The organism is Janthinobacterium sp. 13, assembly GCF_002749695.1.
In the GTDB taxonomy this organism is placed as follows: domain Bacteria; phylum Pseudomonadota; class Gammaproteobacteria; order Burkholderiales; family Burkholderiaceae_D; genus Janthinobacterium; species Janthinobacterium kumbetense.
This window is the reverse complement of sequence record NZ_PEEQ01000001.1, coordinates 588,532-609,880: the sequence shown is the minus strand read 5'-3', so window position 1 is coordinate 609,880 and position 21,349 is coordinate 588,532. Positions and strand designations below refer to the sequence as shown.

Here is a 21,349-nt window from a genome sequence, read left to right as displayed (position 1 = left end):
CGCGCGGGTCTAAGCAGTTTTGCAACTTTACCTTTGGCTATCATGCACTTGATTAACTCCAGTTTGAACCACGCCTTGCGCGTGCCGCTGGCCGCGGAAATCCACTCGCGGCCATTCTTGCAGCTCGACGCCCCCGAGCTGATCACCCATCTGGCCGTATATAAAGATGACAGCGCGGCGCCCGGTGCGTCGAATATGGCGGCCCAGCACGCCACCCTGGCGGCCCTGTGCACGCATTTCGGCGTCACGCCGCCAAGCACCGAAGCCAAGTATTTTTACTACGATTTCGGCCGCTTCCGCCTGAAATGGGAATGCCACACGGAATTTGCCACGTTCACCTTCGCCGAGCATCCTGGTACCGCCGTGCCCCTGGAGCAGGCGTTCGAGCGCATGCCGCTGGCGCAATTGCCGCAGCAATGGCTGGCGGGCTTGAAGGGCAAGCTGATGGTGGCGGCGCACGTGGTGCTCGAGCAAGCGACCGAGCCGGCCGAGATCTTCATGCAGGGCTTGTCGCGCGTGTTCGAAGGCAATACCTTGGCGGGCAGCAAGGTATTGCAGGGCGGAGAATTGTGGACGGATTTCACCATCCAGTCCGACGGCTTCAGCCGTTTCGTCATCCGCGACGCGGGCATGCGTTCGCAGCAGTCGGGCCGCTTGGTGCAGCGCGTGCTGGAAATCGAAACCTACCGCATGATGGCCTTGTTGGGCCTGCCTTACGCCATGCAGGCGGCGCCATCCTTGAACGCCATCGAGAATGAATTGGCGACCCTGGCGGCCGCCATGGTGGACACGGACGACGCCCCTGGCCTGGTCAAGGCCGACGAAGGCGTGGCCGAACAAACCTTGCTCGACCGCATCACGCGTTTGGCGGCCCGCATTGAAAAGCTGTCGCTCGACAATAGCTACCGTTTTTCCGCCTCGAAAGCCTACATGGGCCTCGTCAAGGCGCGCATCGACGAGTTGCGCGAAGTGCGCATCGAAGGCATCCCCACGGTCGAGGAATTCATGGACCGCCGTTTGACGCCCGCCATGAATACGTGCGCAGCGATGGCCAGCCGCCAGGAAGCGATGGCCCAGCGCATCGCCAACACGAATGACTTGCTGCGCACGCGCGTGGGCATCGTGCAGGAGTTGCAGAACCGGCAAATCCTGCAATCGATGAACGCCCGCGCCGCGCAGCAGCTGCGCCTGCAGCAAGCGGTGGAAGGCTTGTCCGTGGCCGCCATTTCGTATTACGTGATCGGCCTGTTCAGCTACACGGGCAAGGCGGCCAAGGTGCTGGGCTTGCCCGTGAATCCGGAAATCCTCGTCGGCGCCCTGGTGCCGTTCGTGGCGGCCGCCGTGTGGCTGGGACTGCGCCGCATGCACCACAAGCTGCACGCGGACTGAACAGGACGACATCGCGCTGTCATTTTTGCTATCTTTCAACATTCGACCGTCAGGTGTTTTGAAAAGGAAGTTGCGTGCTAGCGAATGTTGGAGATGTTTACAGTGTGTTTTCGCGCGAGCTGCAGCAGTATGTGGCTTGCCAGGTCACCCGCATCAAGGATGCATCCTCGTCCAGGCCGGTAGCTGCCGTGCTGGAGCTGGACTGGACCGGCGACGCCTTGCCCGATGCGGCGGCCGTGCAAGCCATGCGGCCGCTGCTGTGCGATTATTTCTTTTGGAACAATCGCCACGATCACTGCTATGCCACGGCGAACGTGCCGCCTGGCTATACGCTCGTTGGCAATGTCGCGCCGCTGGTGGATGTGGAAGTCAACAGCTACCGCAGCGCCTGGTACGTGGGCGACAGCGTGCTGCGCCAGCGCAACTGGGAGCGCATCGATCCGCTGCGGCGCCAGCAGTTCAAGGCCGCGTCGGACAAGCGTGAAGTGACCTTGGGTGGCCAGGTCTTCCGCCAGGACGCGACGAAAATCAATGACAGCGTCCTGCAGGCGCTGGGCGACGTGTCCGAGCTGGAGCAACTGCCTTGCCTGATGTCGATCGAGACGGGCAACGGCACGCAAGCCTTGATGGAGTTTATCCAAGGCAATCCCTTCATCAATGAGCTGGACTGGCAATCATCGACGGTGCATGCGCTCGATTTCAGCGGCAGCGGCCTGGAACGCCTGATCCTGCAGCCCGATGGCGTCACCAGCCTCGTCTTGAACGAAGGCTTGAACCTTCTCGCGCTGGACAGCGCGCCATCGCCGGCGCTGCGCATCGAAGATGGCGCCGATGGCCGCCACCTGACACTGCAGTGCAAGCACGCTCTGCCGCCGTTCCACGGCCTCGGCCAGCTGGGCGGCCTGTCGCTGATCGGCATGAAGGAAGTTGATCTGGCGCAAGTGGCGCGGCGTTTTCCCCATCTGACATCCTTGCGCATCTGGGGTAAACCGGGAATGGCGTCGCAGATGGCCAGCCTTGCGCAGCTGGCCCAGCTGCGGACGTTCACCACCTATGACCTGTTCGGCTTCACGGCGGAGGAGTTTCCATCGGCCGCGCAATTGCCGCAGCTGTCGGCCTTGTGGCTGACCAGCTTGCCAGCCGATGTCGCCAAGGCCATCAAGGCCGGCTACAAGAAAGCGGCGGCGCAGGGGCTGGACTTGTCGCTCACCAAGGCGCGCAAGCCGGAATGGCTGGCTGAAAACCTGCTCAACCCGTTCCGCGACTGGGATGGCCGCGAGCAAATTCCCCCTGCGTATGCGAAAAAGGCGGCGCTGGCCTACAAGAACATGCTGGCCGTGACGCGCAGCCTCGATGCGGCCATGGAGGCGACGGCCGCTGCTGCCGCGCTGGAAGCGATGGTCGCCGCCTATGTGGAGGCATTCAACAAGATCGAGCGGCGCGCCAGCATCATCGAGACGGTCGAGCGCGAGGAAATCTACACGGTGCTGGCCGAGCTGCTGGCGCAGCTGCGGCAGCAATTGCAGCAAGCGGGCGGGCAGGGGGCCGCGCTCGTCGACGAGGCGGCCTTGCTGGAGCTGTTCGACCGCTTGCGCGAATTCTAGGCTTGCCGGCAATCTAGAAAGAAAGTTCTAGACAAGGAGTTCTAGACTGGGTATTCTAGCGTCATGCTAAAAAATACCTCCACTCCCCATCCCACGGCCGCCGAACTGGACCTGCTGCGCATCCTGTGGCAGCGCGGTCCGTCCGACGCCCGCGCCGTGTATGACGCCCTGGCCGCGGAGCGTGCCGACGCCAGCTACGCCACCGTGCTGCGCCAGTTGCAATTGATGCATGGCAAGGGCTTGCTGAGCCGCGATGAAAGCCAGCGGCCGCAGCTGTATGCGGCCGTCGAAGCGCAGGAAAAACTGCAGACCAGCTTGCTCAAGGACTTGATCGGCAAGGTGTTTTCCGGTTCCGGCAAGGCGCTCGTGCTGACGGCGCTGCGCGAGCACGTGAGCGACGCGGAACGCCTGGAAATTGAAAAAATCCTGAGCAGCAAGGATGGCAAGGCGCCATGAACGTGGACATGCACCTCGGCATCGATGTGGGCAACCTTGTCCCCGCGCTGGGCTGGGTCTTGCTGTATTTCGTCTGGCAGGGCTTGATCGTCGGCGCCGTATCTGCCGTATTGCTCCGGCTGCTGCGCCACGCCAGTGCGCGCTGGCGCTATGCCGTCTGCGCGCTGGCGTTGCTGTTGTGCCTGTGCATTCCCTTTGTGCACCTGCTGTCTCTGCTGTCGGGCGTCTCGCCGGCCCGGCTGCCGGTGGATGCGCCGCCCGCCTGGCGTGCCGCGCTGCAAGCGTGGATGCCGGCCCTGGTGCTGGCCTGGGGCGCGGGCGTTGCCCTGATGAGCTTGCGCCTGTGCCTGGGCCTGGCCTGGGTCGGCAAGCTGCGCCGCCAGGCGGTGGCGGCGCCGGCCATCTGGCAAGGCCGCCTCGATGCGCTGGCGCAGCGCATGGGCTTGCGCCGCAGTGCCCCGATTCCGCTGAAATTGCATGCGGGCCTGGCCAGCCCCGTCACCGTGGGCTTCTGGCGCCCCGTCATCCTGCTGCCGGCCGCCTTGCTGAGTGGCATGCCCGTCGCCTTGCTGGAAGCGCTGCTGGCGCATGAACTGGCCCACGTGCGGCGCTGGGATTACCTGGTCAACCTGTTGCAAAGCGTGGCCGAGGCGCTGCTGTTTTTTCACCCCGTCGTCTGGTGGGTGTCGGCGCGCATGCGGGCCGAACGGGAACAGGTGGCCGACGCCCTGGCGGCGCAAGCGCTGCAAGACCCGCAGCAGCTGGCCACGGCGCTGCATGCGCTATCCCTGCACGCTGCCGTGCCGCAGCATTCCGGCTTGCTGATGTCGGCACGGGGCGGAGCCTTGCTGACGCGCATAGAACGCCTGATGGCGCCCGGTCCCGACACGGCCGGCTGGAAACTGGCCGTGCCCGCCTTGTTGCTGGCTTGCGCCACCCTGCTGCTGCAGGTGCAGGGCAAGCCCGCCGTCAACGGGGCGACCCTGGCCGAGGCCGCCTCCGGCATGCTGGCCTTGCCCGTCAGCGCGAAACACATGCTGGTGTTCGATGACGCCAGCGGCAAGGTGCTGATGGCGAAGGATGCGGACACCGTCGTGCCCATCGCCTCGATCACCAAGCTGATGACGGCCATGGTGGTGCTCGATGCGGGCCTCGACCCGGAGGAACAGCTGCGTATCGTGCGCGCCGATGGCGACGCTTCCATGCAGCGCCACAGCCTGCTGGCCGAGGGCGTGGCCGTGTCGCGCGGCGCGCTGTTGCAACTGGCGCTGCTGCCATCCGAAAACCGCGCCGCCGCCGCGCTGGCGCGCACCTATCCGGGCGGCAGCGCGGCGTTTCACCTCGCCTTGCAGGCGAAGATACGCCAGCTGGGTTTGCGCCGCACCACCTTGACGGACCCGGTCGGCAGTTCGCCGGCGAATACGTCCACGGCCAGCGAAGTGGCGAAGATCGTCGCGGCAGCCGCGCGCTATCCGGACATCGCGCGCATCACCAGCCACCCGCAGGCGAGCGTGGCCGTCAATGGCAGGACGCGCACCTTGCACAACACGAATCCCTTGGTGGGCGGCAAGGGCTGGGACATCTTGCTGTCCAAGACGGGCAGCAGCAACGCGGCGGGCAGCTGCCTGACGATGCGCATGCGCAGCGGCGGCAAGCACGTCACCGTGGTGCTGCTGGACGCCGCCGGCGCGCAGCGGCGCTCGCTCGACGCCGGACACATCCGCGACACCCTGGCCGACAGGACCGGCCGCATGCATTGATACCCCCCCCCGGGCGCGCCGGTGCGGGCGCCCTTCTTTTTGACACTCTGGAGATGAAGATGACACTATTGGCGAAGTTGATGCTGGCTACGGTTGCGACCATGGCGGCTGGCGCGGTGCAGGCGAAGACGCCCGCACCGGTGCAGGATAAACCTGTTAATTGTGATAGTTGCAAGGAATGGAACGCGCCCGTCAAGCCGTTCAATGTCTTTGGCAATACCTGGTACGTGGGCACGGCCGGCCTGTCCGCCGTGCTGGTGACGAGTCCGCAGGGCCATATCCTGCTCGACGGCGCGCTGCCGCAATCGGCACCCCTGATCATCGCGAATATCCAGGCGCTGGGCTTTCGCATCGAGGACGTGAAAGTCATCCTCAATTCGCATGCCCATTGGGACCATGCGGGCGGCATTGCAGCACTGCAACGGGCCAGCGGCGCCACCGTGATGGCCAGCGCCTCGGGCGCCCTTGGCCTGCAAAGCGGCACGAATGGCAAGGACGATCCGCAATACCAGGCCAATCCCGTCGTGCACGTCGCCAAGGTGCGCAAGGTCAGCCTGGTGGGCGAGGGCGATACCGTCAAGGTCGGACCGTTGACCTTGACGGCCCACATGACGCCGGGCCACACGCCAGGCGGCACGACGTGGACGTGGACCTCGTGCGAAGGCGACCGCTGCCTGGACGTCGTGTATGCGGACAGCCTGAACCCGTATGCGAGCGGCGATTTCCGTTATACGGGCAAGGGCAAGGGAGGTTCGCCAGATATTTCGGCCTCGTTCGAAGCGAGCATCGCCAAGGTGGCGGCCTTGCCATGCGACATCATCATCCCCGTGCATCCGGGCACGACGGACGTGCTGGGCAAGGCCGCCAGACGCAGCGGCACGGACAATCCCCTGATCGACGCCAGCGCCTGCCGTGCCTATGCGGCCGAAGCGGACGGCTTGCTGGCCAAGCGCCTGGCGAAGGAGCGGGGCGAGGCGCTGCCTCTTGACGCGAAGGGCGCGGCGCACGCGCACTAAGCCGTTTTTACTGTGCCGCCTGCCGCTGTTTTTGCAGGCGATTCAGGAATACCGTCATTTCCTTGACGGCTTGCAAGTCGCCTTGCTGTTGGGCCACCGTCATACCGGTGATCCAGGCGGCTTGCGCGTCATCCAGCCGGCCCAGCTGGTGCAAGGCCTTGCCCAGCAGCTTCCAGGCGGCGGAATAGCCCGGTTGCTGCGCGGTGGCTTGCGTCAGGTGCAGGGCCGCTTGCTGCGCGTCATGCTCTTTCAGGCAGGCATCGCCCAGGCCAAAGCGCAGCAGGGCGTTGTCGCGCCCCTGCGCCAGCAGTTTTTCCAGTTTTTCACGCATGCCCGGCCTCATCTTGATATGCAAGTATATCCTTGTATATTAACGCTTCCACCTGCCAGTAACAAGCCGGCGTTCAGCCGGCCACATCCACCACCAGCTTGCCGCGCGCTGCCAGACACCGTTACGCCGACGTGAACGGTCGTCACGCCCATGGCCAAGGTGCCAGTGTCCGTGGAGTTCTTGGCGCAGATTTTCCATGAAATCTTTAATGAGAATTGATTATCAATTATAATGCAAGCCTATTGCATTGAATTGCCCATTGTCAGGAATCCCATGTCCGTGTTTTACCGCCGCCCCGTGGCGCTTTTGCTTGCCGCCGCCTCTCCCCTGGTGCTGGCGGCTGACCCTGCCGCCGACAAGCCCGCTGCGCTGGATGTCGTCACCGTCAAGGCCGAGCGCCAGCACTACCGCAGCCTGTCGGCCACGGGCGCCACCAAGACGGATGCCTTGCTGATGGACTTGCCGCAAAGCGTGCGCGTGCTCACCGGCGACTTGCTGCGCGACGCGGGCGTGACGACCCTGGCTGGCGCGCTGGACCTGGCCAGCGGCATTGCGAAGCAAAGCCCGCTGGGCGGCCTGTGGGACAGCTACGCCATGCGCGGTTTCACGGGCGACCCGAATTTCGGTTCCGACTACATGGTCAACGGTTTCAGTAGCAGCCGCGGCTACAACGGCATGCGCGACGGAGGCAATACGCAGGCGGTGGAGGTGCTGAAAGGCCCCGCTTCGGCCCTGTATGGCAGGGGCGAGCCGGGCGGCACGGTGAACATCACGACGAAAAAGCCGAAATTCACGCCCGAATATGGCGCGGATTTTTCACTGGGCAGTTTCCAGACGCGCCGCGCCGCCGCCGACTTGACGGGGCCGTTGAGCGGCACTATCGCCTACCGCCTCAACGCGGCGCATGAAGAGGGGCACAGCTTCCGCGATACCTTGAAGGTCGAACGCAGCTTGTTTTCGCCTTCCTTCCTCTGGCTGCTGGGCGAACACACGACCGTGTCGTATGAAATCGAAGCGGTGCGGCAGCGCGCGCCGTTCGACCGGGGCGTGGTGGCCGTCAATGGCCAACTGGGACTTGTCCCCGTCTCGCGCTTCCTGGGCGAACCGGGCGACGGCCCCATGACGGTCAAGTCGCTGGGGCAGCAGCTGTTCCTCCACCACGCGCTGTCCGACGACTGGACGGTGCAGGCGGGCGTTTCTTACCGCGACAGCGAATTGACCGGCTATTCGACCGAGGCGAACAAGCTGCTGGCCGATGGCCGCACCCTGAGCCGCCAGCGCCGCCATCGCGATTTCTCGGCCACCGACGCGTCGGCCCGCGTCGAGTTGCTGGGCAAGTTCAGGACGGGGGGCCTGGCGCACGAGGTGCTGGCCGGTGTCGACGCCTATCATTTCGACGACCACCGGGTACAGCTGCGCCGCAATCCGTCCGCCGCCAACGCCTATGCCATCGATATCTTCCATCCCGCGTATGGCGGCAAGGCCGATCCGTTGGCCCTGTCCATCGATACGCAGGAAGGGCAACGGGCGCGTGGCCTGTATGCGCAGGATCAGGTGGACCTGGGCGCGCAGTGGAAGGCGCTGGTCGGCGTGCGCCACGATACGTACACGCAGGACGTGACGAACAAGCGCCTGAATGTCAGCAACCGCCAGTCGCTGTCGGCCGCCAGCCCCCGCGCGGGCCTCGTCTACCAGCCATCGAAGGCATGGTCGCTGTACGCGAGCGCGGCGAAGGGCTTTCGGCCCAACAGCGGCATCAGCATCGCCAACCAGGCTTTCCCGGCCGAGCGCAGCCGCTCGTATGAGCTGGGTGCGAAGCTGGAAACGGGCAAGCTGACAGGCACCGTGGCCGTGTACGACATCCGCAAGCGCAATGTGCTGACGACGAATCCCGCCAACACGGACTTCGCCATCGCGGCGGGCGAGGTGGGCAGCCGTGGCGTGGAGGTCGACGTGTCGGGCGAAGTGGCGCGCGGCTTGCGCGTCTCGGGCGCCTATGCGTACACGGACGCCAGCGTCACGCGCGGCGACAATACGATCGTGACGGGAAGCCGCTTCGCCAACGTGCCGCGCCACAGCGCCAATGTCCTCGCCACGCAGCGGTTCGCGCTGGGTATGGGCATGGCCAGCGTGGGCGGCGGCGTGCAGTACGTGGGCGAGCGCCTGGGCGACGTCGCCGTCAGCAGCAGTTTTACCTTGCCGGCCTACACGACGGCCAAATTGCTGGCCTCGTATTCGCCCAACGCCAAACTGCGCCTGGCCTTGAACGTGGAAAACCTGTTCAACCGCAGCTACTATGCGAGTTCCTATAGTCAGCTGTGGGTGGCGCCGGGGGCCGAGCGCACGCTGACCCTGAATGCGCACTACCGTTTTTAAGCTATCGCCATGACATCGACTTCTACTACCACCTTGCGCGCCCGCATCGCCGTCATCGACGTATTGCGCGGCCTCGTCATGCTGATCATGCTGTTCGACCATGTGCGCGAAACCGTCTTTTTACATCACCAGGTGAGCGACCCGATGGATGCGGCCAGCGTCGATCCGGCCCTGTTCTTCACCCGCCTGGCGGCCCACGTGTGCGCACCCATGTTCGTCTTTTTGACGGGTCTGTCCGCCTGGCTGTACGCGCATCCGGCGGCCGGACCCCGCAGCGCCAGTGGTTTCCTGTTCAAGCGGGGCTTGCTGCTGGTGCTGCTGGAACTGGTGTTCGTCAACTTCGCCTGGAGCGGGGCGTTTCCGCCGGCCGTGCTGTATCTGCAGGTGATCTGGGTCATCGGCCTGGCCATGATGGCGCTGGCCGTGCTGCACCGGCTGCCATTGAAGGTGCTGGCGCTGCTGGGCGTGGCGATCATCGCGGGGCAGCATCTGTTCACCGGCTTGCGCGCGGAAGAGGGCAGCTTTGCCTATTACGCGCTGACGGTGCTGCTGCAACGGGGTTACCTGGTGGCGGACGGCGCCATGAAGATCAAGGTCAGTTACCCGCTGCTGCCATGGATAGGCGTGATCGTGCTCGGCTATGTGGCCGGGCCCCTGTATGCGCGCGGCCGGTCTGTCGAAGGACGGCACCGCCTGTTGCTGGCGCTGGGCGGCGGCAGTTTGCTGCTGCTGGCCGTGCTGCGCGGTTTGAATCTCTATGGTGAAACCCTGCCCTGGGTGGCGGGCGACACGGCCTTGCGCACGGCCATGAGCGTGCTGAACTTCACCAAGTATCCGCCGTCGCTGGATTTCCTGCTGTTCACCCTGGGCCTGGGTTTGCTGGGCCTGGCCTGGCTGGAAAGCGTCGATAACTGGTTCACGCGGGCGTGCGCCACCTTTGGCGGCGCGCCCATGTTTTACTATCTGCTGCATTTATACCTGCTGCTGGCCATCGGCCTCGCCTTGACGGCCGTACTGGGCGTTAACCACGGTGCCCGCTATGGCGTCGAGCACATCTGGCAAGTGTGGCTGATCGCGCTGGCCCTGATGCCCGTGCTGTACTTTCCCTGTCGCGCGTTTGCCCACTACAAGCGCACTTCGCAACGGGCGTGGGTGCGCTATTTCTGAAGCATGCCTACTTGCAGTACAGCCTGTCGATGCTGTGGCTGGACGCCAGGTAATGCCGCGTCTGCCACGCAATCGCCACGCGGTAGGCGCACGGCGGATCGAGCGCCACGTTGACGGGGAAGCCGCCATTGTTGCCCGATAAATGCGGTCCGCCCGCGCCGCCGCGGAACAGATAGTTGCTCGGTGGCGGCGGTGGGGTAAAGCTGGCGGCCGGCAGCGGTGGCGGCGGATGCTGGATGCCGTTGTTGTTGGATATCGTGATATTGAAAAAGCGCAAATGCGGATGGTCGATCGTGTACAGGATATGCACGAGGCCGCCCGCGATGGGATTGCAGGCATTGCTGCGCAGCTCTTCCAGATCCAGCGCCACGATGACGGGCGAATTGTCGAAGACGATGGAGTCGAGCCCGTCCGTCGCCACCTGCGCCAGGCTGATGCCGTCGCGCACTTCGAAGCCCAGGCGGTAGCGGCGTATCGGTTCGCTTTCGGCCGCCGTCAGGCTGCGGCCCGCGTCGAGGATGGGCAAGCCGCCCGGCAGCTTGGCCGGATGCAGGCTGGTGATGGCCGGCGTGTTCACCGTCAGCAAATCAAACGTGCGCAGGAAGATGTTGGGCGCTACGTTGACGATGGCCGTCGTGCCGTCGCGCATGTCCACCGTGACGGGCTTGCCGTCCACCCGTATCCAGCCGCCCGCTTGCAGATCGCCCGCATCGACGATGACGGGCGCCGAATCGGCGAGGCCCAGTCCATTCGTATAAAACACATAACCGACATGCGTGCCCAGCACTTGCGTCAACGGCGCCAGGCTGGCCGGCGCCACCGTGGGCAGCGCCGTGGGGTCGTCCGTGCCGCCGGGCCAGGACCATTCGCCGATCAGGAAGCGGTATTCGAGCGGGTTGGCGGGGATGGCGCTGTTGCGCAGCGGACAATTGCCCTTCAGGGTGACGCCGCCGGCGAAGACATACGAGGCGCCCGCGCCGCCCGCATAGCCTTGCGGGGAAAAGCCCGCCAGCGAGGGAAACGGGTGGATGTCGAAGATTTCCACCTGCTGCCAGTGCGGCACGCCTTCCACGTCGGGCGGCAAGACTTCTTTCGAGCACAATTCCACGCAGAAACAGTGGCCCACGTTTTCCCGGCCCGGCTGGCGGCCGTTGGCCTGCGTTTCCGACAGGATGGTCACGCTGCCCAGCTGCGCCGTGAAATACACGTCGGGCCCGCTGGCGAACTCCACGTTGATGAATGGGGAGAAGGGCGTCAAGGTGAAGTCGGACGTCAGGTAATCGATGCGGAAGCGTCCGCCGGCATCGGTGATCGCCTGGCCCAGCGCGTCGTCCTGCAGCCAGTCGGCGTCGAACGCCCGCACGGTGGCGCCGGCGATCGGCGCATGCGGCGCATCGCAGGTGCGCAGCCGGCCGCAGATGGTCCAGGCGCCGAAGCGGGCGCGCACCAGGCACCAGAAGCGTTGCGGCAGGCAATAGTCCCAGACGGCGAGGAAATCATTGTCGGCCTGGCGCCAGCGCGGCTGGAGCGTGGTGATGGAAAACTGCAGCGGCACGGGGCCTTTCGGCCCCGGTTTCAGATGCGGCACGGTAGGGCACAGGATATCGACTTCGACGGCCTCGCCCTGGTAATCGCCTGCCAGGGTAAAACTGTAGTTGCCATCGTCGTCCGTGCGCGTTTCGGCCAGCAGAAAGGGGGCCTTGGCCTGCACTTCGTCATCGGTGAGGATGGCGAAGGTTTCCTTGGCGCTGGCCACGGCCAGGGCCGTGACGTTTTGCGACGCGCGCGGCCGGTACAGGCGCACGATGACGTGGGATAAGGCTTCAGGACACTCGGCGCAGATCAAGCCGCACAGCTTGCCTCGCAGGATATAGGCCATGATGGTTCCCTTGCTGAGATGGACGGCGCGCCGCTCGCAATGGCGGCGCTGTTACCAAGCTAGCAAATGGGCCGCCGAAGGGCTTGATCTGGCTTAAACCTCGCGTATTATTTAATCAGCGCCAGTACTTCGCGGAAACGCGGGTGCTTGCAGTCGCGCAACCATTCGAAGGCCAGCATCTCGACCGTCACCAGGTGGGCGCCCAGCTTGTCCAGGCGGGCCAGCGCCGCGTCGCGGCTGGCGGCCTGGCGCGAACCGACGGCGTCGATGGCGATGCTCACGTCATAGCCGCGTTCCAGCAGGCCGATGGCCGTCTGCAGCATGCACACATGCGCTTCGCAACCGGTGACGACGATCTGCCTGCGCCCGGCGGGTAGCATGTCCTGCAAGCCATCAAAACAGGCGCCGAAATGCGTCTTGTGCAAGGTCCGTTCGCACAGGGCGGCGATCTCTTCCACGTTCGGCCCCAGCCCCTGGCGGTTCTGTTCCGTGCCCAGCACGGGCACGTCGAGCAGGCGGGCGATCTTCGCCAGGCGCAGGTTTTGTGCCAGCACCAGGCCGGCATCGTGGATGGCCGGCATCAAGCGGCCTTGCAGGTCGACAATGACCAAAACGGCCTGGTTTGCATCCATCAGCATGGCGTTCTCCCTTATTCATTTGTGGCGACAGTGTAGCGCGCAGTCAGCTTGGCCAGCTGGGCGTGGCCGTTTCGCCCATCAGGTAGGCGTGATTGAGGTCGATGGCGGTGCGCAGGTAGTTCCACAGGGCGCTGACCCGGGCGATGTTGCGCCGCTCGCTGGGCGAGATCATCCAGAAGGCGCGCAGCAGGTCGATCTCGCCGTCGAGCACGGGCACCAGTTCGTTCGATTGCTGCGCCACGAAGCAGGGCAGGATCGCCAGCGCCTGGCCCGCGCGCGCCGCGTGGTACTGGGCGATGACGCTGGTGCTGCGAAACGCGCGCAGGGAATCGGGCGCCACGTTATCCATGTAGCGCAGCTCCGCGCTGAAGACCAGGTCGTCCACGTAGCCGATGATCGGGTGTTGCGCCAGCTGCGCCACGCTGGTGATCGGCGCGTGGCGCGCCAGGTAGCCTGGCGTGGCGTACAGTTTCAGGCGGTAGTCGGACAACTTCGTCACGACATACGGGCCGGACAGGGGGCGCTCGATGGAGATGGCCACGTCCGCTTCGCGCTTGGACAGGCTGACGAAACGGGGCACGGCGATCAGGTCCACGCTGATGTGCGGGTACCTGCCGCAGAACTGCGCCAGGTGGGGCGCCAGCACGATGGCGCCGAAGCCCTCGGTAGCGCCCAGGCGCACCTGGCCCGACAGCAGGCGATTGTGTTCGCCCAGTTCCTCGGTGGCGGCAAACACCGTGCTTTCCATGGCTTCCGCGTATTCCATCAGGCGGTGGCCTTCGGGCGTCAGCTGGTAGCCCACGTAGTTGCGGTCGAACAGCTGCGTGCCCACCTGTTCCTCGAACTTGCGCATGCGCCGCGACACGGTGGAATGGTCGATGCCCAGCTTTTTCGCCGCATCGACGAGGCCGGCGCTGCGCGTCAGTTCCAGGAAGACCCGTACATTGTCCCAATCGAGCATGGCAAACCCTCCCTGTGCATTTTTGCAAAGGAATTATGCATTAATTTCACTTGAGTGCATATTTTTACACATGCAGAATGCATCTATACATATAAGAAAAACCCTCACCCCTCAGGAGACACGCATGAAAAAAACCGTTCTGGCCATGGGCGCGCTGGCGCTTTCCCTGTCTTTCACCGGCGCGCACGCGCAAATTTCCGATGGCGTCGTCAAGGTGGGCATCCTGACCGACATGTCCGGCCCATATTCGGCCATGGGCGGGCGCGGCTCCGTCGTCGCCAGCCAGATGGCTGTCGAGGATTGCCTGAAAGCCGAATGCAAGGGCATGAAGATCGAGATCCTCTCGGCCGACCATTTGAACAAGGCCGACATCGCCGCCTCCAAGGCGCGCGAATGGATAGACCGCGACAAGGTCGACGCCATCGCCGATCTCACCAATTCCTCGGTGGCCCTGTCCGTGCAAAAGCTCATGAAAGAAAAGGGCGGCATCGCCATGTTCAGTGGCCCTGCCACGGGACGCCTGACGAACGAGGATTGCTCGCCGAACGGTTTCCACTGGATGTTCGACACCTATTCGCAGGCGGCCGGCACGGCGGCGGCATTGACCAAGCTGGGGCAAAAATCCTGGTACTTCGTCACCGTCGATTACGCGTTCGGCCACTCGCTGGAAAAGGATGCCAGCGAAGTCGTCAAGCGCAACGGCGGCACGGTGCTGGGTGCCGTGCGCCATCCGCTGAACGCGTCCGATTTTTCGTCCTTCCTGGTGCAGGCGCAAGGCTCGAAAGCGCAGGTGATCGGCCTGGCCAACGGCGGCGCCGACACGGTATCGGCCATCAAGCAGGCGCGCGAGTTCCGCATCGGCAGCGGCAAGGACCAGCGCCTGGCCGCCTTGCTGGTGTTTCTCTCGGACGTGCACGCGCTGGGGCTGGAAACGGCCCAGGGCCTCGTCTACGCGGACGGCTTTTACTGGGATTACGATGACCGCAGCCGCGCGTTTGCGAAACGCTTTGAAGCGCTCAACAAGGGCGCCAAGCCGACCATGGTGCAGGCGGGCGTGTATTCCAGCGTCTACCACTACCTGAAATCGGTGGCGGCGGCCAAGAGCGACGATTCGAAGATCGTCGCCCAGAAGATGCGCGAGCTGCCCATCAAGGATGCCGTCATGAACAACGCCTCCATCCGCCCCGACGGCCGCGTGATCCACGACATGTACCTGGTGCAGGTCAAAACCCCGGCCGAATCCAAAGGCGCGTGGGATTACCTGAAGGTGCTGTCGACCATCCCCGCCGACCAGGCCTTCAAGCCGATGGATGCGGCAGCGTGCAACCTGGTCAAGAAATAACCATCGAATACCTTACGGAGCCTCACATGAACCAAGCCCTCACTCACGCAGTCACCCCGGTCCCCGCCATCCCCCTGCACATCGGCGGCAAGCACCACGCCTCGACCAGCAGCGAATGGCGCGACGTCGTCAACCCGGCCACGCAGGAAATCGTCGCCAAGGTGCCGTTTTCCACGCCCGACGAAGTCAATCTGGCCGTCGCCACGGCCAAGGAAGCCTTTAAAACCTGGCGCAATACCCCGCTGGCGGCGCGCATGCGCATCATGCTCAAGTACCAGCACCTGATCCGCGAAAACATCGGCGCCCTGGCCGAACTGATCACCCGCGAACATGGCAAGACCTTGCCCGACGCGGAAGGGGAGGTGATGCGCGGCCTGGAAGTGGTGGAACACGCGTGCTCGATCGCCACCCTGCAGCTGGGCGAAATCGCGGAAAACGCAGCCACGGGTGTCGATGTCTACAATATCTACCAGCCGCTGGGCGTGGGCGCCGGCATCACGGCCTTCAACTTCCCCGTCATGCTGCCGTGCTTCATGTTCCCGATTGCCATCGCCTGCGGCAATACGTTTGTCTTGAAACCGTCCGAGCAAGACCCGTCCTCGACCATGTACCTAGTCGAACTGATGTACCAGGCGGGCTTGCCGGCCGGCGTGCTGAACGTCGTGCATGGCGGCGCCGACGTCGTCAACATGCTGTGCGACCATCCCGACATCAAGGCCGTCTCCTTCATCGGTTCCACCCACGTGGGCACGCATGTGTACCGCCGCGCCAGCGAATCGGGCAAGCGCGCGCAATCGATGATGGGCGCGAAAAACCATTGCGTCGTGCTGGCCGACGCCAACAAGGAACAGGCGATCAATAACCTGATCGGCGCCGCCTTCGGCGCGGCCGGCCAGCGCTGCATGGCCAATTCCGTCGTCGTGCTGGTGGGCGAGGCCCGTTCCTGGCTGCCGGAAATCGTCGCCCGCTCGCAGGCCCTGAAAGTGGGGCCGGGCAGCGACCGCGATGCCGACCTGGGGCCGATGGTGTCGAAAGCAGCCATGCAGCGGGCGGAAAAGCTGATCCAGGCGGGCGTGGACGAAGGCGCGCAGCTGCTGCTCGATGGCCGCGGCCACAAGGTGGCCGGCTACGAGGGCGGCAATTTCATGGGACCGACGATTTTCTCGAAGGTGGCAGCGTCGAATTCCGTCTACACGCAGGAAATCTTCGGCCCCGCCATGTGCGTGGTCGAGACGGACACCCTGGACCAGGCCATCGCCTTCATCAACGCCAACCCGAACGGCAACGGCACTTCGATCTTCACTTCGTCCGGCTGGGCGGGGCGCAAGTTCCAGAACGAGATCGATGTGGGACAGGTGGGCATCAACGTGGCCATTCCCGTGCCCGTCGCCTACTTCAGCTTCACGGGGTCGCGCGCGTCGAAGCTGGGCGATCTGGGCCCGAACGGCAAGCAAGCCTTGTACTTCTGGACGCAGACCAAGACCGTCACGGCGCGCTGGTTCGCCCCGGACGATGGCGGCAGCGGCGTCAATACCACCATCTCGATGAAATAAGGGGAAGGCCATGGGCACCAATATCGTTTTCATCGGCCTGGGCAACATGGGCTTGCCCATGGCGCAGAACCTGGTGCGGGCCGGCCATGCGGTGACGGGTTTCGACTTGCTGCCGGCCAGCGTGCGGCAATTCGCCGATGGCGGTGGTCTGGTCTCCGATGACCAGGCGGCGGCGATAGGCCAGGCCGACATCGTCATCACGATGCTGCCGGCCAGCCGCCACGTGCTGGGTGCTTATTTGGGTAACCCTTTTGGGGACTCTGGCATCCTGGTGCAGGCGCGGCCCGGCACCCTGCTGATCGACTGCTCGACGATTTCCACCGAAGCGGCGCGCCAGGTGGGCCGCGCGGCGCAGGACAAGGGCATGCCGATGCTGGACGCGCCCGTGTCGGGCGGCACGGCGGGCGCCACCAACGGCACCCTGACCTTCATGGTGGGCGGTGAAGAATCCGCGCTGGCGGCGGCGCGGCCTTACCTGGACGTCATGGGCAAGGCGATTTTTCACGCGGGCGGCTCGGGTTGCGGCCAGACGGTCAAGATATGTAACAACATGCTGCTGGGGATACTCATGATCGGCACCAGCGAAGCGATACGCCTGGGCGTGGCCAATGGGCTGGACCCGAAGGTGGTGTCGGACGTGATGGCGAAAAGCTCGGGCCGCAACTGGACCCTGGAGGTCTACAACCCGTGCCCGGGCGTGGCCGAAAACGTGCCCGCGTCGCGCGGCTACACGGGCGGCTTCGGCGTCGATTTGATGCTGAAAGACCTGGGGCTGGCCGTGGAAAGCGCCGAGGCGGCGGGCGCCAGCGTGCCGCTGGGCGCGCTGGCGCGCACGCTGTACGACATGCACAGCAAGGCTGGATCGGGCGGGCTCGATTTCTCCAGCATCTACCGGTTGCAGGATACGCCGGCATAAGGCAGCTATTGTGGCGATGGCGCTCCTGCGGGAGCGCTTTTTTTTTGATGCTCGTCATCCAAACGTGCATGCTGTCAGGAGGGTAAGAATATACAATCAGCAACTTGATTGGATGCAAGTTTGATGCAAGATGAATGCTGCGGATCTGGACGCTGATTGCGAAAAAACATGCCCGGCAAGGGCCTTGATGAACAGGAAAGACGAATCACCCGATGTTTAAAAAAATACTGGAATTGGCGCAGGGCGTAGTGGGCCTGGATGAGCACGCGCAATTGAAAAAGGGTTTGCGCGGCCTGGCGCAGATATCGCCTGCGCTGTGGGAGCGCGCCTGCGAGTTCGTTTGCGAAGGGCGCCAGGAAGGCGTGCTGCTCGATGTGCAGGCGGCGGCGCCGCGCGGCGGCACCTTGCTGGGCAAGCCAGGGCGCCTGTACTCGCATTTTTATACCCATAACATGCCTAACAAGGATGCGGCACTGGCCAATGAAAGCCTGCGCCACCGGCACCAGTTCTATGCCCAGTCCGATGCGGCGACGCTGGACGTGGCGCTGCTGGTCCGCTTGGGCAAGCTGCTGCAGGCGGCCGACGGGGGCGACTCGCTGGAGCGCACCGGCGCCGCGGTGCCGCAGTGGCTCGACTACCTGGTCAGCGATGCGCTGTTCGCCAGTTTTTCCGAGACCCGAGCGCAAGCGACCACGGTCAACCGGCGCGGCTGGGACGTGCTGCTGCTGGCGCGCCTGCTGGCCGCCGATGGCGAGGCGGAAGAGGGCGCGCTGCAACTGGTGTTCGAGCGGCGCGAATTGAACGAATACGTGCGCGACAACTGCCTGCAGCGCCTGCTGGCGCCCGGCGCGCTCGACGCTTACATGCTCGCGCATGCCGCGCTGGTGGAGCACTTGCCGGCAGTGCTGTCGGCCAGCGGCAAGGCGCAGCTGGCCAGACGCCTGGGCGCCGCACCTGCGCTGGCCGACACTTTCGCCGCCGTCCTGGTGCGCCTGGCCGTCGATGGCGGCAAGAGCGTGCGCACCGAAGCGGCTCCCCATCTGGCCGCCATTCCCGAGGAGCGCAGAGCCACCTTGCTGCAGCAGTGCCTGTTGACTGGCAAGACGGAAGAGCGGGTGCAGGCGGCCGAACTGCTGGGCCGCAGTCTGGGGCCGCAGCAGGGGGCGCTGCTGGAACAGGCGCTGGCGCAGGAGACGAGCAAGCCGGTGCAGGCGGCCATCCGCAACGCCTTGTCGTGGCTGGACGCGGCCAGCGATGCCGGCGCGGCGGACTTGCCGCTGCCGCCGCTGCCGCCCGCGCCGCCGGTGACGCGCCTGGGCGACGCCGCGCTGCAACTGCTGCAGGCCAACCATGCGGCGCTGCTGGAAAAGTACCGCGTCGAAGCACGGCAGGAGCGCGAAGACAACGAGCACGCCAAGCACAAGTACGAATGGAAGCAGGAGCGCCTGAAGCGCTATGAGACGATCAAGCCGGCCTGGCTGGAAGCGGCCATACGCGTGTTCAATGGCGAGGCAGCGAAGAGCGACGCGCAGTCCCTGCAAAACAACCTGGTGCGCGAACCGATCGAGCTGCAGGGCAAGCTGGCGGCTCTGTCTGACTTTGGCGTGGCGCACATGGCGCGCTGGCTGCTGGCCACGCGGCGCAATATTTTCCATTTCTGGCACGATGAATTTTTCCAGCAATGGCTGGCGTGCCAGGATCTGTCGACTTTCGACCTGCGCCTGTTGGCGCGCGCCATGCGCGAAGCCGGCGACGAGCAGGACAGCGTGGCCATGGCCTGCATGGGCAGCAACTGGTGGGGCGTCAAGCCGCAGCAGGTGCTGGCGGCGGACATGGTCTGGCCGCTGTTCGCGGAACAGCCCGAACTGATCGACCAGGGCCTGGGCTTGCGCGCCGCCGAAAGGCGCCGGGGCGTGGCGCCCGAGCTGGGTCCCACCCTGGAAATATTGGCCACCTTCCCGGTGCTGCCGGTGCAATGGCTGCCGCGCGTGATGGAGATCGCGCTGGGCGAGGGCAAGCAGCACCGCGCCAGCGCGCAGCAGGTGCTGTCCAGCTTGCCCGATATCGGCAAGCGCGTGGCCGAGGCGCTGGGATCGGGCAAGCAGGACATGCGCATCGGCGCGGCGCGCTGGCTGACCGACCTCGATTACCGCGCCGCCATCCCGGCGTTGTACCAGGCGCTGGACAGGGAGACGCGCGAAACCGTGATCGCCGCGCTGCTGACGGCGCTGGAAAAACTGGGCGAGGACTTGAGCCCGCGCCTGTCGCCCGAGATACTGCTGGCCGCCGCGCGTAAGGGCTTGAAGGGCAAGGCGCCCGTCGGCCTGGCCTGGTTCGTCTTCGAGGCGCTGCCCGCCTGCCGCTGGCAGGACGGCACGCCGGTCGACGCCGACATCATCCGCTGGTGGGTGGTGCTGGCCTGTAAATTGAAGGAGCCGGGCGGCAATGCCCTGCTGCTGCGCTATCTGGGCCTGCTGGACGAGGCAGGCCGCGCCGCCTTGGGCGAGACGGTGCTGCGCCTGTTTATCAACGAGGATTTGCGCGGCCCGAGCCTGGAAGTGGCGACCGCAGAAGCGCAGGCGCGCGCGCCGCAGGCCTACCAGAGTTACCAGGACCACGCCAGGCGCTATCCCCAGCATTATGCCGCCGAGGGCAAGATGACCCTGGAGCAGGTATTCGACCAGATCCGCCGCAACAAGATGGCCGAGTACCTGGGCAGCGCCATCGGCGAGAAGGGCATCCTGGCGTTGGCCGCCTACACGCCAGGCCATGTGGCGATCAGCCTGCTGCAAGCGTATATGCGCGACCATTACCCGCGCCGCGCGCAGATCGAAGCGATGCTCGACGGCCTGGCCGACGGCTACGACCCGGCCGTGATCCAGTTATTGCTGGGGATCGCGCGGCGCTACCGCACCGCTTCGGTGCAGGAAAAGGCGCGCCTGCTGGTCGAGCGCATCGCGCAAGGCAAGGGCTGGAGCCACGACCAGCTGGGCGACCGCACCATCCCGACGGGCGGCTTTGACGACAGCGGACGGCTCGACCTGTCGTATGGCGGGCGGGTCTTCCATGTGACCCTGGACGGCGCCATGAAACCGCGCCTGCACAACCCTGACGGCAAGGAGATCAAGGCCTTGCCCGAGCCGCGGCAGGACGAATCGCCCGAACTGGCCAAGGAAGCCAAACAGCAGCTATCCGTGTGCAAGAAAGAACTCAAGCAAGTGATAACCATGCAGACGGCGCGCCTGTACGAAGCCATGTGCGCGGGACGTGTCTGGCCGGCGCAGGAGTGGCGCGACTACCTGCTCGGCCACCCGATCGCGGGACGCCTGGTGCAGGCGCTGGTGTGGATACGGGAAGATGACGCAGGCAGTACCCTGCTGCGCCCCAGCGACGACGGTAGCCTGCTGGACGCGGACGACGAGGAAGTCGCCCTGAACGAAGGCAGCCGGCTGCGCCTGGCGCACGCTTCGCTGCTGGATGCGCCGCAGATCGCCGCCTGGCAGCGCCATTTCAAGGATTACAAGGTCAAGCCCCTGTTCGAGCAGCTGGCGCACCAGTTGCCCGATGCCTCGCTGATGGCGGGCCGGCACATCGCGGACCGCGAAGGCTGGGTGGGCGACACCTTCGGCTTGCGCGGCGCGTTCGGCAAGCACGGCTATCAGCGCGGCCAGGCCGAGGATGGCGGCGTCTTCACCGAATATCACAAGGATTTCATCAGCGCCGGCCTGCGCGCTGTGATCGAATTTTCCGGCAGCAGCCTGCCCGAGGAACTGATGGCGGCGGCCCTGAAAACGCTGCAGTTCTATCCCTTGCCGCGCTCCTGGCGCGACGAGGCGGTGCCGCTGGCCGACGTGCCATCCGTGCTGCTGGCCGAAACCTATGCCGATTATCTGGCGGTGTCGAAGGCGTGCGGCGGCTATGATGCGCAATGGGAAAGTAAAATGCCGTGGTAAGCAAAGAG

15 protein-coding genes are annotated in these 21,349 nt (G+C 64.9%); 11 read left to right on the top strand and 4 right to left on the bottom strand.

Annotation, left to right across the window (positions count from 1 at the left end):
• The first annotated feature begins 42 nt into the window (after positions 1-42).
• From CLU94_RS02480 to bla, 5 genes are all read left to right on the top strand, one after another.
• Entirely contained in the window at positions 43-1,389 is a 1,347-nt protein-coding gene (locus tag CLU94_RS02480) for a DUF3422 family protein (protein ID WP_099664461.1), read from the top strand.
• 104 nt (positions 1,390-1,493) lie between these two features.
• Complete coding sequence (locus CLU94_RS02475; protein WP_218965270.1) at positions 1,494-2,993, top strand: hypothetical protein; 1,500 nt, start codon at positions 1,494-1,496, stop codon at positions 2,991-2,993.
• 63 nt (positions 2,994-3,056) lie between these two features.
• Complete coding sequence (locus CLU94_RS02470) at positions 3,057-3,449, top strand: BlaI/MecI/CopY family transcriptional regulator (protein ID WP_099664459.1); 393 nt, start codon at positions 3,057-3,059, stop codon at positions 3,447-3,449.
• Positions 3,446-5,209, top strand: a complete 1,764-nt coding sequence (locus CLU94_RS02465; protein WP_099664458.1) for a M56 family metallopeptidase — start codon at positions 3,446-3,448, stop codon at positions 5,207-5,209. Before CLU94_RS02470 ends, CLU94_RS02465 begins: the two co-directional genes overlap by 4 nt.
• 80 nt (positions 5,210-5,289) lie before the next feature.
• Positions 5,290-6,225 (top strand): subclass B3 metallo-beta-lactamase, encoded by a 936-nt coding sequence (gene bla, locus CLU94_RS02460; RefSeq protein ID WP_257218652.1) that lies wholly within the window; start codon positions 5,290-5,292, stop codon positions 6,223-6,225.
• Positions 6,226-6,232: 7 nt separating this feature from the next.
• Here the strand turns inward: bla and CLU94_RS02455 are convergent, their stop codons facing one another.
• On the bottom strand, positions 6,233-6,556 hold the full coding sequence (locus tag CLU94_RS02455) for a tetratricopeptide repeat protein (protein ID WP_180278565.1): 324 nt from the start codon (positions 6,554-6,556) through the stop codon (positions 6,233-6,235).
• Positions 6,557-6,829: 273 nt separating this feature from the next.
• Here CLU94_RS02455 and CLU94_RS02450 point away from each other — a divergent pair, with 273 nt between their 5' ends.
• Positions 6,830-8,932: a TonB-dependent siderophore receptor gene (locus CLU94_RS02450; RefSeq protein WP_180278564.1), complete on the top strand. Its 2,103-nt coding sequence runs from the start codon at positions 6,830-6,832 to the stop codon at positions 8,930-8,932.
• Positions 8,933-8,941: 9 nt separating this feature from the next.
• On the top strand, positions 8,942-10,099 hold the full coding sequence (locus CLU94_RS02445; protein WP_180278563.1) for a DUF1624 domain-containing protein: 1,158 nt from the start codon (positions 8,942-8,944) through the stop codon (positions 10,097-10,099).
• A gap of 7 nt (positions 10,100-10,106) precedes the next feature.
• Here the strand turns inward: CLU94_RS02445 and CLU94_RS02440 are convergent, their stop codons facing one another.
• The 3 genes from CLU94_RS02440 to CLU94_RS02430 form a co-directional block, all read right to left on the bottom strand.
• Positions 10,107-11,978 carry a hypothetical protein gene (locus CLU94_RS02440; protein WP_218965269.1) on the bottom strand — a complete coding sequence of 624 codons (1,872 nt, stop codon included), beginning with the start codon at positions 11,976-11,978 and terminating at the stop codon, positions 10,107-10,109.
• A gap of 107 nt (positions 11,979-12,085) precedes the next feature.
• On the bottom strand, positions 12,086-12,616 hold the full coding sequence (locus CLU94_RS02435; RefSeq protein ID WP_099664454.1) for an isochorismatase family protein: 531 nt from the start codon (positions 12,614-12,616) through the stop codon (positions 12,086-12,088).
• A gap of 43 nt (positions 12,617-12,659) precedes the next feature.
• The gene (locus CLU94_RS02430) at positions 12,660-13,577 is read right to left on the bottom strand and encodes a LysR family transcriptional regulator (protein WP_099664453.1); all 918 of its coding nucleotides are present in this window, start codon (positions 13,575-13,577) and stop codon (positions 12,660-12,662) included.
• A 124-nt stretch (positions 13,578-13,701) separates the two neighbouring features.
• Here CLU94_RS02430 and CLU94_RS02425 point away from each other — a divergent pair, with 124 nt between their 5' ends.
• From CLU94_RS02425 to CLU94_RS02410, 4 genes are all read left to right on the top strand, one after another.
• Entirely contained in the window at positions 13,702-14,919 is a 1,218-nt protein-coding gene (locus CLU94_RS02425; protein WP_099664452.1) for an ABC transporter substrate-binding protein, read from the top strand.
• 26 nt (positions 14,920-14,945) lie between these two features.
• Positions 14,946-16,472: a CoA-acylating methylmalonate-semialdehyde dehydrogenase gene (locus CLU94_RS02420; protein ID WP_099664451.1), complete on the top strand. Its 1,527-nt coding sequence runs from the start codon at positions 14,946-14,948 to the stop codon at positions 16,470-16,472.
• A 10-nt stretch (positions 16,473-16,482) separates the two neighbouring features.
• Positions 16,483-17,388 (top strand): 3-hydroxyisobutyrate dehydrogenase, encoded by a 906-nt coding sequence (mmsB, locus tag CLU94_RS02415; RefSeq protein ID WP_099664450.1) that lies wholly within the window; start codon positions 16,483-16,485, stop codon positions 17,386-17,388.
• A 212-nt stretch (positions 17,389-17,600) separates the two neighbouring features.
• On the top strand, positions 17,601-21,341 hold the full coding sequence (locus tag CLU94_RS02410) for a DUF4132 domain-containing protein (protein ID WP_099664449.1): 3,741 nt from the start codon (positions 17,601-17,603) through the stop codon (positions 21,339-21,341).
• Positions 21,342-21,349 lie beyond the last annotated feature (8 nt).